Here is a 15,666-nt window from a genome sequence, read left to right as displayed (position 1 = left end):
CCCCCGGGCTGGCAATCCAGGCATCGCAGGACCGAGCAGGAGGCATGATGAGCATTTCCAACCCGGGCGCGCTGGCGCCGCCGTCCCTCATCGAAACGTTGGTCGAGCAGGCGGCGCAGGGCGCCACTGTGCCCGGACTGGCGCAGGCCGTCATCCAGCCTGTCATCCTGGCCGGCGGCTCGGGTACGCGGCTGTGGCCGCTGTCCCGCGAACAGCATCCCAAGCAGTTGTTGAACCTGGTGGCCGAGAACACGCTGCTCGAAGCCACGGCGCGCCGGCTGGAAGGCGTGGCCGTGATGGCCGGGCGCGCCGCGGGCATCGAGGCGCCGCAGATCGTGGTGTGCGGCGAGGAGCACCGCTTCATGATCGCGGAGCTGATGAAGCGCTGCGGCAAGGCGGCGCGCATCGTATCGGAGCCATGCGGACGCAACACCGCGCCTGCGCTGACCATGGCCGCGCTCCATGCCATGGCAACTGCGGGCGAGCACGGCGATGCGGTGCTTGTGGCCACGCCGGCCGATCACGCCGTGCGCGACGTCGAGGCTTTCCGCGCCGCACTCGCCATTGCGATCAAGCATGCGGATCGCGGCGCGGTCGTCACGCTGGGCGTGCGGCCCAATGCGCCGGAAACCGGCTTTGGCTACATCCGGACAAGCAATGTGTCAGAGGACGGCGCGCTGCCGCTCGAACGCTTCGTGGAGAAGCCGCACCTGGAACTGGCGCAGCACTATGTGGAGTCCGGCGACTACTGGTGGAACAGCGGCGTGTACGTGGTGCGCGCCTCCGTCTGGCTGGATGCGCTGCAGCAGTTGCAGCCCGAGATGGCGCAACTGTGCCGCGCCGCGTACGCCGGTGCCGAGCCTGCTGCCAAGGGCGACGCGCTGTGTCTGTGCAAGGAATCGTTCGAGGCGTGCCCGTCGGATTCCATCGACTACGCCGTGATGGAAAAGCTGGAGACGCTGCCCGATATCCACGGCATGCTGGTGCCGATGGACCCGGGTTGGTCCGATGTGGGGTCGTGGGCCGCCATCTGGGACATCGCAGAAAAAGATGCCTTCGGCAACGTGGCGCGCGGTCGCGTGCTGTTCGATGGCGCCACGTCATGCCTGGCGCATTCCGAAGGCCGGTTGATTGCCTGCGTGGGCGTGCAGGACGTGGTGGTGGTGGAAACCGCCGATGCCGTGCTCGTCGTCGACAAGGCGCACGTGCAGGACGTCAAGAACGTGGTGCAGCGGCTGCGCGCGGAACACGGCGCCGAGGTAGTGAACCATCGCAAGGTGCAGCGTCCTTGGGGTTGCTATGACTCGATCGATCATGGCGACCGCTTCCAGGTGAAGCGCATCGTGGTGGAGCCGGGCGCGAGCCTGTCCCTGCAGATGCATTACCACCGTGCCGAGCACTGGGTGGTGGTGCGCGGCACCGCCCGCGTGACGTGCGGCGAGACCGTGAGCATTCTTTCGGAAAACCAGTCCACATACATCCCCATCGGCACGCTGCACCGGCTGGAGAATCCGGGCAAGACGCCGCTGGAAATCATCGAGGTGCAGTCGGGCGCCTATCTGGGCGAGGACGACATCGTACGGTTCGAAGACAACTACGGGCGCAAGTAGCACAGCGTGCCCGCACGGGTAAGCAGCATCGAGGCAAGGGGGACGTCGTGAGCAAGATGTCATACGCGGGTGGAGCAGGAGCGGCGGCGGCAGCCATGCCCGCAGCCGGAGGCGGGGCGCGTCGGGCCATGCTCGACCATGCAGGATGGATACTGGCCGGCGGACTGGCCGGCGCCGCCGTGGCGTGGATGTTCGCGGTCTCGCAGCCGTCGATGTACAGCGCCAGCGCGCTGGTGCAGGTGCTGCAGCCCGTGCCGCAGCGGGATGCCCGCAACGCCGGCAACATGGCTGCACTGGCTGCACCATCCGTGCCGCTCGACGTGGGCATGCTGCGCAGCCGTACCGTGGTGGCGCCCGTGGTGGAGCGGCTGCGGATCGATATTTCCGCGCAGCCGCTGCGCGCGCCGTTGATCGGCGGACTGGTGGCGCACTTCGCCACGCCCGGCGTGGTGAAGGGGGCATGGCCGCAGAGCCTGGGCTATGCATGGGGCGGCGAACAGATCGTGGTGGACCGGCTCAACGTGCCAGACCGGATGATCGACGTACCGCTCACGCTGGAAGTGCTGCCCGACGGCAACTACCGCCTCTATGAAAAGGACACCGCGCTGCTGGCCGGCAGCGTTGGCAAGGTCAGCGAAGGCAACGGCGTGGCGCTGACGGTCTCGCGGATCGACGCTGCACCGGGCACGCGCTTCGTGCTGAAGCGCCACGACCTGGTACAGACCATCGACGCGGTATCGGAGACGCTGCGCATCGAGGCACAACCGGGCGATACCGGCACCGTCAGCATCGGCTGGCGTACCACCGATCGCACGGCGGCGGCCGCGCTGGTCAATGGCATCACGGATTCCTTCATCGGCAGCCAGGCCACGCAGCGGCGCGACGATACCGCCACGACGCTGGCCTTCCTGTCGGGCGAGATCCCGCGCGTGAAGGCGGAGCTGGAGCGTGCGGAGGCCGCGCTGACGCGCTATCGCTCCAAGGCGGGGTCGATGGCGCCGAGCCAGGACGCGCAGTCGTTCCTCACGGGCAGCATGGACTATCAGAAGCAGATCGCCCTGCTGAAGCTGGAGCGCACCAAGCTGCTGCAGCGCTTTACCGAGGAGGCGAACGAGGTCAAGACCGTGGACAACCAGATCCAGCAACTGGTGCGCGAGCGGCGCGAGATGGATTCGCGGTTCCAGAACCTGTCGGCAACTGAACGTGAATCGGTGGGCCTGACGCGCGACGTGAAGGTGGCCGAAGACATGTACATGACGCTGCGCAACAAGGCCGAGCAACTCACGCTTTCGCAGCTCGATCGTACGGGGCAGGTGCGCGTGCTCGACAGTGCGCTGGTGCCGATGCGCCCGACGGGGCCGGGTCCGTGGCCCGTCACGACGGCAGGCGCGCTGATCGGCCTGTGCCTGGCCATGGCGTGCGTGACGGTACGCCAGCGCATCCGTCCGGCGCTGGAGACGGTGAACGATGCCGAGGTTCGTCTGGGCCTGCCGATGCTGGGCGATATCGTCTACAGCCAGGAGCAGGCCGCACTGGAGAGACTGGTGGATGCGCGTGCGCAGGCAGCGTGGTCGCATGCACAGGTGGCGGGTTTGCTGACGCGCCAGCCTGGTCACGCACTGGTGCCGCAGGATGAACTCGACGAGCTTGCCGAGACCACCGAGGATGATGTGGAAGGTGCGGAACGTCTGCTGCGGCTGGGATTGCACGATCAGTTCCTGCTGGCACGCAATGCGCCACACTCGATGGCCGTGGAAGGATTGCGCAGCGTGCGCGCGGCATTGCATTTCACGTTGCGCGCCGCACCGGACAAGGTGGTGGCCATCACCAGTCCCACGGCAGGCGCGGGCAAGACCTTTGCCTCGGTGAACCTGGCCGTGCTGTTTGCCGAGGCGGGCCAGCGCGTGCTGCTGATCGACGCCGACCTGCGACGCGGCAAGGTGGCCAACTGGTTCGACCTCCCCGTGGACGTGGGCCTGGCCGAGGTGCTGGCCGGACAGGTGCCGCTGCCCGAGGCGGTACAGCGCACCGTGGTCAATGGCCTGTCCGTGCTGCCGGCTGGCGTGCCGCCGGCCAATCCGTCGGAATTGCTGATGCATCCGGCGATGATGGCCTGTCTGCAGATGTGCCGCGAGCGTTTCGACCTGGTGATCGTCGATACCTCGCCGGTACTGGCGGTGGCCGATGCCACGTTCGTGGCCAACCTCGCCGGCTCCACGCTGCTGGTGCTGCGCGCCGACACCACGCTGCCCGAGCATGTGGACGAAACGCTCAAGCGACTGAGCCGTGCCGATGCGCGATTGCTCGGCGGCATTCTCAACGGCGTGAAACAGAAGCGCAGCAACCAGGCGGATTTCAGCAACATGAACCCGTACCTGGGCATGCCGCTGACGCTGCAGCCGGTGCCGCGCCTGCAGCGCAGCCCGGCCGCCATCGCTCGGCAGGGCGCCTGAACGGATGCCAGATGGCAGAAAGCGTACCCGTTTCTGCGTGCGCGCGCCCTGCCATCGATCCCTCGTTCCTTCGCTAGCGGGAGGGTGTACCGATGAAACGGATCATGTTCGACGGGTGTGCGGGCTGGCTGCACGAGGCGGCCGGAGGCAAGACTGGCGTCGTGCTGTGCGCGCCGCAGTTGCATGAGGCCATGTGGGCGCATCGCGGCATGCGTCATCTGGCGGACGATCTGGCTGCGGCCGGCGTGCCCGTGCTGCGCTTCGACTACTACGGCACTGGCGATTCGGCGGGCGAAGGCGGCGAGCCCGATTTTCTGCCGCGCGCGGTGCAGAACGTGGTGGCGGCAGCCGAGCAGTTGCGCGCACTCGCCGGCGTGCAGCGGCTGGTACTCGGTGGCTGGCGATTCGGTGCCACGCTGGCCGTGCTCGCCGCCGAGGCGATGGCTGCCCGCAACCACGGTCCCTCCGCACTGGTGCTGATGGCGCCCGTGATCAATGGCCGGGGATATCTGCGCGAGCTGCGCGCGTTGACCGCATTCTACGAGCCAGGACAGTCGCCGGATGCCGCATCGTCATCTCAGCCTCCGCAGCCCTCGCAGCCCCCGCAGGCCGCGTCGCCCGCCGACGACGGTATGGAGGTGCTGTCCTACCGACTGTCCGCCGAGGCCGTGCGCGAGATCGGCGCGCTGCGGCTCGACCGTCGCCCGGGATGCCCCGCACCCAATGTGCTGCTGCTGGACGATGCGCCGGGCAGCATGTCCGCCGTGGCGGCGCTGAAACGCCATTACGAACAGGCCGGGGCACAAGTCGATGTCCGCGAATTCTTCGACAGCCGCCTGATGATGAAGTCGCCGGAAATCTCTGCAGTACCGGAATCCGCATGGCGTGGCGTGGTCCAGTGGGTGGCGCCCGATGCCTTGCCATCGGACAGACCTGTGCCGCTGGCAATCGATGCCGACGCCGGCACGAGCGAGGTCGATGGCGTGATCGAACATTCCGTCTGGATCGATGGCGGCCAGCAGTTCGGCGTGCTGTGCGAGCCGATGGGCTCGCAGGACGCGCCACCGCGTGCCGTGGTGATCTTTCCCAACACGGGCGGCAGCCATCACGTAGGCGATGGCCGCGCGTTCGTGCTGTTGTCCCGCGCGCTGGCCCGCCGCGGTTTCGCGGCCTTGCGGCTCGATGTGTCGTCACTGGGCGATAGCCCCGGCGCCGCCCGCGAGATGGCCGTGCCGCGTGCCTACGCACCACGACCGCGCGCCGACGTGAGTGCCGCCGTGGACTGGGTCCGTGCACGCGGTTACTCGCACATCGTCATGGCAGGCGTCTGTTCCGGCGCCTACCTGAGCTTTCAGGCGGCGCTCGCCAATCCACATGTGACGGGCGTGGTCATGGCCAACGCGCTGAAGTTTCTCTGGCGTGACGAGGACGATGCTGCAGAACACAGCGGGGAAACCACGTTGCGCGACTACCTGTTTGCGGCGCGCAATGCACGCAACTGGCAGCGCCTGATGCGCGGCGACATTCCGGTGGGGCAGGTCGCCGCCGCGATCGGGCGACGCCTCGGCCGCATGTTTGCGCGCCCCTCCGCCGTTCCCGACGACCTGCAGGCCGATCCGGAGCCGGACTATGCGCGCGAGGCAATGCATCGCCTGAGCCGGCGCGGCGTACAACTGGATCTGCTCTACGGTGTGGAGGATGCAGGACTTGCGCTGGCGGGCCGGTGTTTCGGCGAAGCCTTCCACGCGCTGCAGGACCTGCCCGGCATTGGTGCGCATCGCTGCGCGCAACTTGACCACGCCATGATCCTGGCGCCGAGCCGCGACACCTTTCTCTCGTTCCTGATGCAGAACCTGCGTCGCCAGCAGACGGTTGCCGAGCCCACCGCGGAAGTCGCCACACAGTCATCGTCCGTCGTGCCGGCCATGCGGGCCGCCGGATAACCAGGCCGCCGTGGTCCGATGTGTGACAACGAACAGACCCCTTTGGGGGGTGGACGCATGCTGCGAACAGGGGTGGATGAGGATCTGCCCTTCCGCACACGAAGAAGGCAATGACCGATGTCTCCGATCGTTAAGCGCATCATGGCCGGCATCGGCGCCAATACGTATGACCAGCTCGCCAACATCCTCATGCAGCTGGCATCGCTGCCGATCTTCCTGAGCCATTGGGATCTCCGCACCTACGGCACCTGGCTCGTCATCTCCGCGATTCCTTCCTATCTGTCGATGGCCGATGTCGGCATGGTCACCGTGGCTGGCAACCGCATGAGCATGCTGTCCGGCGCGGGCGATACGCGCGCTGCCAACCGCGTATTCCAGAGCGCGCAGATGTTCATCCTGCTCACATGCGCCAGTATCGCCACGCTGGCGATTCCTGCAGCGCTGTGGCTGCCGTTGCCGGAACTCGGCAGCCTCGACATGCGGCTGGCATTGGCCGCGTTGCTTGTGAATGTGCTGCTGTCGCTGGGCAATGGGTTGTCGGGCGCGGCGTTCCTGTCCACGGGGCGTTATGCGCAGGGCGTGACCATGAACGTGACCGCGCGCCTGCTGGAGTGGCTCGGCGGCATCGCCGGTCTGCTGCTGGCCGGCACGTTCGCGGCCGTGGCGTGCGGCATGTTGCTGGTGCGCATGGCCACCCTGTTCTGGATCAGCCGGCAAAGCACGCGCGCGCAGACCGGATTGTCGTGGGGCATGCGGCAGGCAGACTGGGCCGAGGTGCGCGCAATGCTCAAGCCGTCTATTGCCTTCATGACGTTTCCGATTTCCAACGCACTGAGCTTCCAGGGATTCACGCTGCTGACGGCGCACCTGCTCGGACCGGCTGCCGTGGCCGTCTTCAACACCTATCGCACTGTGGCGCGCGTGGCCGTGCAGGTCACGTCCACACTGAGCCATGCGCTGTGGCCCGAGTTTGCGCGCATGTACGGCAGTGGCGAGATGCGCGCGCTGCGTCGGTTGCTGCTGCGCACGTCGATGCTCGGAGCGCTTGGCGCCATCGCACTGAGCGGGTTGCTCTATGTCTGCGCGCCGCTGCTGCTGCGCATCTGGACCAAGGGCGAGATTCCCTTCCATGCATCGGTGATGGCGGCGTTCCTCTGCTATGCGGCGGTGGCCGGCCTCTGGCACATCCCGCGCGTGGTGCTGCTTGCTACCAACCAGCACAGCCGGCTGGGCGTGGCGGCGTTGTCGCTGAGCGCGCTGTCGCTGCTCGCGGCATGGGTGCTGGGCACGCAGATGCAGATCATGGGTCTGGTCGCCGCGATGATCGGCGGCGAGATACTGGCCATGTCCGTGTGCCTGTGGCTCACGGCTAGAACTTTCCTGTCGCGGGACAATCATGCGGAGGAGCTTGATGAGAATAGCGCTGTCCACTATCGGTAGGTTTCACACCTTCGACCTGGCGCGAGAGCTGCATGCCCGCGGGCATGAACTGACAGTCTTCACCGGCTACCCGCGCTTCAAGCTGCGCGACGAGCGCCTGCCTCAATCGGCCATCCGCACGTTTCCGTGGCTGCATGCACCGTGCATGAAGCTGGGCACGCGCCTGGGCTATGACAGGGCCATCATGCGCGAGCTGGTGCACTGGAACCTGGAATCGTTCGGCCGGCACGTGACGCGCAATATTCCCGAGTGCGATGTGTATTCGGGACTGTCGTCGTCGGCCGGCGACGCGGGGCGCATCGTGAAGTCGCGCGGCGCGGGATACATCTGCGACCGTGGTTCGTCGCACATCCGCATCCAGGACCAGATCCTGTCCGAGGAGCACGCGCGCTGGGGCTTGAAGTACAAGCCCATCGACCCGCGCGTCATCGCGCGCGAGGAACGCGAGTACGAGGAGGCGGACCTGATTACGGTGCCGTCGAGCTTTGCATATCGCTCGTTCGTCGATGCCGGTGTGCCGGAGCGCAAGCTGAGGCTGATTCCGTACGGCGTGGACCTGACGCGCTTCCAGAAAGTGGCGGAGCCCCCCACGGATTCTTTCGAAGTGCTGTTCGTGGGTGGCGTCAATATCCGCAAGGGCATTCCGTACCTGCTCCAGGCGTTTGCCAAACTCACGCATCGCGCCAAGCGGCTGACGATCGTGGGCGGATGTGATCCTGCCATGCTGTCGTGGCTGCATGCCAGCGGTCTGCCGCTCGAAGGCGTGACGTTGACGGGCTCCGTGCCTCAGCCGCAGTTGAAGGCCATCATGAGCCGCGCGCATGTGATGGTGTTGCCGAGCGTGGAGGAAGGGTTGGCGTTGGTGCAGGCCCAGGCGCTGGCGTGCGGCTGCCCGGTCATCGGCACGCATAACTCGGGCGGCGAGGATCTGTTCACCGATGGCGAGGAAGGGTATATCGTGCCGATCCGCGACGCCGACGCGCTGGCCGAGCGCATGCAGAACCTGGCCGACCAACCCTGGCTGCAGCAGATGATGGGCGCCGCAGCGCTGCTGCGCGTGCGCCGCATTGGTGGATGGTCTACGTATGGCGGACGCGTGGCGGCGCTCATGGAGGACTTGGCCACGCACCGCAGGCGCGATGCAGGGGTTCCGATTGGCGCACTGGCCGGGAGCGAGATCGGATCATGCTGATTGCAAAAGACGACCCCTCCGTCGGCCCCTCGTTCTCGCTGCAGAACCGCGTGCTGCGACTGGCCTGGAACTGGACCTGGCTGCTGCTGTTCCGATTCAGCCCCCGCCCGTTGCACCCGTGGCGAAGCTTCCTGCTACGCGCGTTCGGCGCGCGCATCGGCACGCATGTCCACGTGTATCCCACGGTCAAGATCTGGGCACCGTGGCGGCTATCCATCGACGACTACGCCGGCGTGGCCGATGGCGTGACCCTCTACAGCATGGGCCACATCCACCTGGGCCGCCGCTGCGTGATCTCGCAGGGCTCGCACCTGTGCGCGGGTTCGCACGACTACAACAGCAGCAATTTTCAACTGATCACCGCACCGATCACGGTGGGCGCGTTCGTGTGGGTTTGCGCGGAAGCGTTTATTTCGCCGGGGGTGGAGTTGCCCGAAGGCGCGGTGATTGCGCCGAGGTCGGTGGTCACCAAGTCACTGCCAAACTCATGGACCGTCTACGGCGGCACGCCGGCGAAGATGATCGGCAAGCGGACGAAGCATGAGGAGTGGGAGTAGGTCTCGTGAATCCCGCTCGGTTTTCTCCCCTCTCCCATTGCATGGGAGAGGGGAGCGAGAATCTTTCCCCACCTGCCTCCTACTGTTACCAGAGCGAGCCAACGGGAACAGTTGGCGAAAACGCACCCTGATCGTTGATCCATCCCGTGATCCGTCCTTCGCAGCGCATACGCGACGAGTAGAAGTTCTTCATATACTCGCGCACGAGCTTGCATCGGGTCCCGACCGGCAAGAGTGCAAGTGCCGGAATTTCCTGCGTGTGCTCGGGAGGCCAATCGATGATTTCCTGATAGACCTTCACTGGCCTGATGACTGTATAGGTTTGCCAATGGAGCAATCTATAGCCACCAAACGTCATCGCGAGGCCACAGCCAACGAAGATTGCCAGCAGTATCCCAACCACCCGCTTACCAGTTATCAGATGCGCCACCCTGCCACCCCTTCTTGTAATCGCGCCGTTCTACCAGACGGCTGGAGCGGCCCAGCATCATGAACATCTCCTTTGGCGAAACAGGTGTTGCGAAATACCTGGGGTCGCTGGAGACGATGCCCGCGAAGGCAAGGACTTCTGCGACATTGGTCGTGCATGAATTTGATAGCAACCCATACTCAGCGCCCTCACGAACCCGACGCTCCAGCTCGTCACGCATGCGGGTCTTCTCGTCCGTCGTGACCCAAAGCAGGAATCCCGCTCCGTCTCGATGCATGCCGCGAACTGTGCCTTGGGTGTCTGTCCACGGACGGCGTGTCTGGCCGATCAGGTAGTCACGGTATGAACCCCTGTGGTACTTCGTAGGTGCCCGACTGTAAACAATCCCGTCTATTTCGATTGCAGCATGTCCCCATTGCGATCCGGGCGATATGATGCGGCCATCCAGAATCAAGACCTCAATGTATTCCCTTTGTCCGGTGGCTGTTTGTGGTGGGGCATTCTCAGATTGATTTGACGTTGGCCCACCGTGAAATGCTGTTAGCGGAATATTCTCATCACGACTGCCCTTCAATGCCGCAGGTGTCGGCCGCCCTGGCTGAACTTCAACCGTAGAATCGGTTTGGGAATGGAGTACCAAAGGACGTTGTTCGCACTTGCAATGGACGCGCGCGCCGCTCACCAGTGCGCTTCGCCCCATGATCGTGCAGAACGGTTGACAGTCGTTGTAAACCTTCCCGTCTGCGTTGCACGCCGGGCAGGTTGCGATGTCCCCTTCCAGCGCGAGCGGAGTTCCGTGATGCGTGGCGAAACTGCTCGTCGCCAGCAATGTGCCGCCGGTCGTCGTCTTGTCGCCGTGCTTGAGCGCGTATCTGATGTCTGCCATGTGTGTCTCCATGTGAAAGAGACATACATTCTTGGTCCGCCGCTTTCCGGGCCGCAATGGCGCAATCTTGAAATTGCGCGGAATTTCAGTCAGAGAAGGCGATTGGATATTGGAGAGGAAGAAAGCCGGCAGTGATTCGCGTACTCAGGGTTTTCTCCCCTCTCCCATCTCATGGGAGAGGGGAGTAACAACCAGGAGCCGCGATCAAACCTGCTCCGTCGTCCCCTCCAGCACAGCCTCTTCCTTCACCTTCGGCTTGCACTGCGCTTCCCTGACCTTCAGCACGATCATGTACTCATAGAACGCGCGCAGCAGCGAGAACGTCAGCCCCGCGCGGCCATCGAGGATGCCGCCACGGAAGAAGTAGAGCAGCAGGAACATCACCACAGGCCGGAACGGCAGCCGATAGTAAAGCTCCTTTTGATGGAAGCGGCGTTCGTTGCGGTCACCGTCGAAGAACGCGCGCCAGATGCTGAACTGCCTACCATTGGCGCGATTCAGCAGGATCTGTTCAGCTTCGAAACTGCTGTAGCGATTGTGCTTGTCGTACCAGTGCGTGATGCCCTTGCTGAACGGGTAGTGGTCGAAGTGCGCGCCGATATCGCCCGTGGGACCATCCACCAGCGTCACCGGATTGCAGAGCCGTTCATAGCGGATGCGTTCGGGGCGGAACAGGCGGATGTTGAACGGCGAGGGTGCCACATGCCGCAGCCAAGATCCCATGAAGTGATCGCGCCGCCTGACGCGGAAAGCCACGTTGTCGCCGGCGTCGGCCACGGCCCGCTGCATCGCGCTGGCCAGTTCGGGCGTCACGCGTTCATCGGCATCGGAGTAGTAAACCCAGGGATTCCGGAAGTCGATGTGCTTCAGCCCCCAGTTCTGGTGCGCCGACCAGTTGTCGAATGGCCGCTGTATCACGCGCGCGCCGAACTGTTTCGCAATCTCGACGGTGCGGTCATCGCTCATCGAGTCATACACCACGATATCGTCGGACCACGCCAGGCTGCGCAGGCAGCCCGGCAGGTCTTGTTCTTCGTTTTTCGTCAGGACGATGACAGAGATGCCGGGCATGTTTGAGCCATGTTGTGTGGATGGGAACTACGCGCGCTTGCCGTGGACCTTGCCGTACTGGCTCATGTAGCGATACTTGCCATACATCGCGTGCGGCCGATACCAGCGGCCTTCCACATGCAGGCCGTTGAACAGCACGCCCTTGATGTCGCTGCCCGCCTGCTTCAGCGCACGTTGCGACGCGATCAACTCGCGCGCCGTGGTGCTGTCCGCACGTGCTACTGCAAACACGGCGCCGGCATGCTTGGCCAGGATCGTGGCGTCGGTGGCAGCCAATACCGGCGGCGTATCGAGCAGGATCAGGTCGTAGCGTGTCTTCAGCAACTCCAGCAGCTCGCCCATCGCCGGATGCTCCAGCAGGTCGGCGGCCAGCGGCGGTTGCGTGCCTGTGGCGAGGAAGTCGAGTCCGGGCACCACATCGCGCTGCACCACGTTGTCGAAGTCCGCACCGGTCAGCACTTCCGTCAGGCCTGGCGTGCGCATGCGGCCCAGCGCATGGTTCAGGCTGCCGCGCCGCAGGTCGGCGTCGATCAGGATCACCTTGCGGCCCGCCTTGGCGGCAATCGCGCCGAAGTTCAGGCTGACGAAGGATTTGCCCACGCCCGGCGCCGGACCCGTGATCACCACCACGCGATTCGGGCTGTTCAGCAGCGCGAACTGCAGCGCGGTGCGGAACGTGCGCAGGCTTTCGATGGCGGGATCGTCGGGCGCATCGGTGGCCAGCAGGCCGGCGTGCGCCTCGTCCGAGGGCTTCAGGCTGGCCTGAGCATTGCTGAACGGCACCGTGGCGTAGACGGTGAGGCCGGTCTGCTGTTCCACTTCGTCGGCATCCACGAGCCCGCCATCGAGCACATGGCGCAGCAGCACGGCCATCAGCGCGGCCAGCAGGCCCAGGATGGCAGCTACCACCGAGATCATCGGGCGGTTCGGGCGCACCGGGTCCAGCGGAATGTCAGCCGGATCGATCAGGCGGGCCGTGCCCACCTTGCTGGCCTTGGTGAGCCGCAGCGCCTGCGTGTCGTTGAGCAGTTGCTGATACAGCTCGGTGCTGACCTTCACGTCGCGCATCAGGCGCAGCACGTTCTGCTCCACCTCAGGCAGCTTCTGGATCTTGTTCGTCACGCCGCCAAGCTGGCCGGAGAGACTCGCGATCTGGCTGTCGATGATCTCCACGCTCGGATGGCTCTGCGTGAAGCGCGTGGCCAGTTCCTCGCGTTTGGTGCGCAGCTCCTGCAGCTTGGTCTGGATGGCTACGGATTGCGACAGGATCAGCTTCGATTCCTCGCTCAGGTCGATCGTGCCGCGCTGGTTACGCATCGAGTTGTAGCGCTGCTCGGCCGTCTCCACCTGCTGCTTGAGCTGCGGCATCTGGCTTTCGAGGAACTTCAGCGACTTCTCCGCTTCCTCGGCCTTGCGGTGGACGTTCTGCTCGACGTACTCCTGTGCGATGGCGTTGAGGATCTTGGCGGCCTGCACGGGCGAGTTGTCTTCGAGCGCCACACCGATCACGCCACTCTGCTTGCCACGCTCCGCGATCATCAGCCGCGTCTGCAGGCCGGCGATGGCCGCGCCGCGCGGAATGTGCCGCACGATGAAGAGTGCGCCGGGGTTGCCCACGAGCTGGCTGACTTCCATCTTGACCGTGCCCTTGCGCGTCTCGATGGTCATCGGCACGCCCACCTTGCCGTCGGCCACCGTGTCCTGGTTCGGGAACGTTACCTGGAAGCCGTCGCCCTCCGTCTTGGTCACGCGGATCTCGGCACCTTCGAGGTCCGGCGGCACCGTGAGGTTGGCCATCTTGATCGACTCGATCCCCCACGCGTAACCGCCATAGCCGAACAGTCCCGGTGTGGAGAGTTGGCTCGCACGTGCCGCGATGGCCGAGCCGATCACCGGGAAGTAGCGCGGCGATGCCACGACGTCGAGGTTCAGCAGATCCACCGCCTTGCCCACCACCATGCGCGAGCGCAGCAGTTCCATTTCGGCGGAGGCGGCGGGCTTGACGTCGAACACCGGAGACAGGCTCGCCGCCAGCTTGGCGCCGGCAGGGTTGCCTGTGGTGTCTTCCACCTGCACGACGATATCGGCGCGGTAGACGGGCTTGCTCAGCATCGCGTAGACCACACCGAGCACCGTGATGAGACCAGCCACGATGATGAAGGTCCAACGGTATCGGACCAGCGTGTCCAGGACAGCGGTCAGGTCGAGCGGCTTCTCGCCGCCTTCTTCGATGTCTGCCGCCGGATCCCGGAATTGCCTGACGTTGCTCATGATGTCTCCTCACACCCGCTTGCGTTCTCGAGTTGCTGAACGCGTGTTGACCATGCATCCACCCCGTGCCGGATCATCCCAAGTACCACTGCGAACATGCCATGCGATCCACCGTACGGGTCCGGCACATCCGCATCGATGGATTCGCATAACCGGAAAGTCTTGCCGCGCGCGCCGGCATGCAGGCCCTCCAGCCAGTCGCGCTGGTCGGCCTCCATCACCAGCACCAGGTCCGCCTGCTCCACCAGCCGGGCGTCGATGGCCCGTGCACGATGCGCACGCAGATCGACCCCCTCGCGCGAGAGCAGCCGCACAGCGCGCGGATCGGCGTCCGCGCCCACGGGTGGTTCCAGCCCGGCCGAGAGCACGATGCAGTCAGGCAGTGCCTGCTGCAGCAGCACCGCGGCCATCGGACTACGGCACCGATTGCCGAGGCAGACCACAAGAATCGAACGAATCTTTGTCACGACGTTCCTCGATGTTGCTCAATAACGCATGAAGCCGGCGGTGCCCGTGATCGGCTGGACCAGCATGCTCATGACGCGGCTCCAGCGCACGATGCCGTTGGCATCGACATAGACCACGTCCTTGGGATGCATCTCGAAGCCCTCGGCCACGGCCAGTGCAACCGGCGAGGTGCCATCAAGGTGGAACACCTGCGGCGCGCCGTCTTCCTTCTTGCGGATCACGAAGATCTGCCCGGCGTTTGCAGTGCCGGGGTTTACGCCACCGGCGTCGCCCAGGGCCTCGTTGAGAGACATCTTGCCGTCGCGCATCAGCAGCGAGACCGGCTTGACCACTTCACCGGTGACGAAGATCTTGCTGCCTTCGCGCTGTTCCACGCGCACGATGTCGCCATTGCGCAGCAGGATGCGTGCGGGGTCCACGCCCTTGCGCAGCAGCGCGGGCATGTCCACGTACCACGTCTGCTCGCCGCGCGTCACGCGGATGCGGCTGTTGTCGCCGGTCAGGTTCAGCACGCCCCCAGCGCGATTCAGCGCTTCCACGAGCGTCATCGCCGCATCGTCGATCGGCAGCGCACCCGGCGTCTTCACCTCGCCGTCCACATACACGCGCTGGCTGCGGAAGCCGAGCACGCGCACCGTCATCTGCGGATTGCGCACCACACGCGAGATCACGCGCGACATTTCCTCGCGCAGATCATTCGTGGTCTTGCCGGCCACGTGCAACACGCCCGCATAGGGAAACTGGATGTCGCCGCTGGGGCTGACCACATAACCCGGCATGTTCGATCCGCCGCTGGTGACCGGAATCTCCATCGCCGTGGCCACGCTGTACGTCTGCGTCGGGAACACGAGCTCGGGGTGATCCCAGACCACGACGGAAATGATGTCGCCGGGACCGACGCGATAGGGCTGCGGTGTGCCGAACAGTTGCTCCACACCTACGTTGGTAGGCTTGGCGTTCTTGCGCAACTCTTCATTGAGCTTGAGCGTGATCGGCGTGATCTCGGGCGGCTTTTCGCTATCACCGCCGGACGCCTGCATGGCGGCATCGGAGATACGCATGCCCGGCGCTGCGGCACATGCGGAAAGCAAAGCGGCGGCGCACAGGGTGACCAGTGCGGAACCTACGGGAAACATGGCGAAGCGACCTGATGACATCTCGATTCTCCCAACCAGAACCAACCCAGAGCCCAAGCGTGCATGCCGCGCAACCCGCGGCCACAGCTTCTGATGATGCGAGAGTAGGAGCGTGGGGCCGTGGCTTCGGTACGTTTCACCACATTGGCGCGGGGAGGGTGTGGTGTGGGTGCCGAAGCCTCTCCCAACCGGCTGTTTGTGCTGCAACG

General features: G+C 65.0%; 11 protein-coding genes. 6 read left to right on the top strand and 5 right to left on the bottom strand.

The genetic code is table 11. From position 1 onward, the window contains the following. The first annotated feature begins 44 nt into the window (after positions 1–44). From GA566_RS25425 to GA566_RS25400, 6 genes are all read left to right on the top strand, one after another. Entirely contained in the window at positions 45–1,610 is a 1,566-nt protein-coding gene (locus GA566_RS25425) for a mannose-1-phosphate guanylyltransferase/mannose-6-phosphate isomerase (RefSeq protein ID WP_237380650.1), read from the top strand. Positions 1,611–1,666: 56 nt separating this feature from the next. Then, positions 1,667–4,063 (top strand): polysaccharide biosynthesis tyrosine autokinase, encoded by a 2,397-nt coding sequence (locus tag GA566_RS25420; RefSeq protein ID WP_137927839.1) that lies wholly within the window; start codon positions 1,667–1,669, stop codon positions 4,061–4,063. A 92-nt stretch (positions 4,064–4,155) separates the two neighbouring features. Beyond that, the gene (locus tag GA566_RS25415) at positions 4,156–6,006 is read left to right on the top strand and encodes a serine aminopeptidase domain-containing protein (RefSeq protein ID WP_160474368.1); all 1,851 of its coding nucleotides are present in this window, start codon (positions 4,156–4,158) and stop codon (positions 6,004–6,006) included. Positions 6,007–6,123: 117 nt separating this feature from the next. Next, on the top strand, positions 6,124–7,446 hold the full coding sequence (locus GA566_RS25410; protein WP_137927824.1) for a lipopolysaccharide biosynthesis protein: 1,323 nt from the start codon (positions 6,124–6,126) through the stop codon (positions 7,444–7,446). After that, positions 7,418–8,638, top strand: a complete 1,221-nt coding sequence (locus tag GA566_RS25405; protein ID WP_160474367.1) for a glycosyltransferase family 4 protein — start codon at positions 7,418–7,420, stop codon at positions 8,636–8,638. The genes GA566_RS25410 and GA566_RS25405 overlap by 29 nt, the downstream gene beginning before the upstream one ends. Next, complete coding sequence (locus tag GA566_RS25400; RefSeq protein WP_160474366.1) at positions 8,632–9,195, top strand: putative colanic acid biosynthesis acetyltransferase; 564 nt, start codon at positions 8,632–8,634, stop codon at positions 9,193–9,195. Before GA566_RS25405 ends, GA566_RS25400 begins: the two co-directional genes overlap by 7 nt. 407 nt (positions 9,196–9,602) lie before the next feature. Here GA566_RS25400 and GA566_RS25395 read toward each other — a convergent pair whose 3' ends face one another. The 5 genes from GA566_RS25395 to GA566_RS25375 all read right to left on the bottom strand — a co-directional run bounded on the left by GA566_RS25395 (position 9,603) and on the right by GA566_RS25375 (position 15,478). Then, positions 9,603–10,511, bottom strand: a complete 909-nt coding sequence (locus tag GA566_RS25395) for a PAAR domain-containing protein (RefSeq protein WP_160474365.1) — start codon at positions 10,509–10,511, stop codon at positions 9,603–9,605. Positions 10,512–10,715: 204 nt separating this feature from the next. Further along, positions 10,716–11,582 carry a glycosyltransferase family 2 protein gene (locus GA566_RS25390; RefSeq protein ID WP_160474364.1) on the bottom strand — a complete coding sequence of 289 codons (867 nt, stop codon included), beginning with the start codon at positions 11,580–11,582 and terminating at the stop codon, positions 10,716–10,718. A gap of 27 nt (positions 11,583–11,609) precedes the next feature. After that, positions 11,610–13,853 carry a polysaccharide biosynthesis tyrosine autokinase gene (locus tag GA566_RS25385; RefSeq protein WP_160474363.1) on the bottom strand — a complete coding sequence of 748 codons (2,244 nt, stop codon included), beginning with the start codon at positions 13,851–13,853 and terminating at the stop codon, positions 11,610–11,612. Beyond that, complete coding sequence (locus tag GA566_RS25380; protein WP_283205155.1) at positions 13,850–14,320, bottom strand: low molecular weight protein-tyrosine-phosphatase; 471 nt, start codon at positions 14,318–14,320, stop codon at positions 13,850–13,852. Before GA566_RS25380 ends, GA566_RS25385 begins: the two co-directional genes overlap by 4 nt. Positions 14,321–14,338: 18 nt before the next feature. Further along, complete coding sequence (locus GA566_RS25375; protein ID WP_171020504.1) at positions 14,339–15,478, bottom strand: polysaccharide biosynthesis/export family protein; 1,140 nt, start codon at positions 15,476–15,478, stop codon at positions 14,339–14,341. Positions 15,479–15,666: the final 188 nt, after the last annotated feature.

Origin of the sequence: Cupriavidus sp. SW-Y-13 (genome assembly GCF_009793345.1) — a bacterium.
Classification (GTDB): Bacteria; Pseudomonadota; Gammaproteobacteria; order Burkholderiales; family Burkholderiaceae; genus Cupriavidus.
The sequence above is the reverse complement of the archived record's forward strand: the minus strand, read 5'-3'. Positions and strand labels throughout refer to the sequence as shown.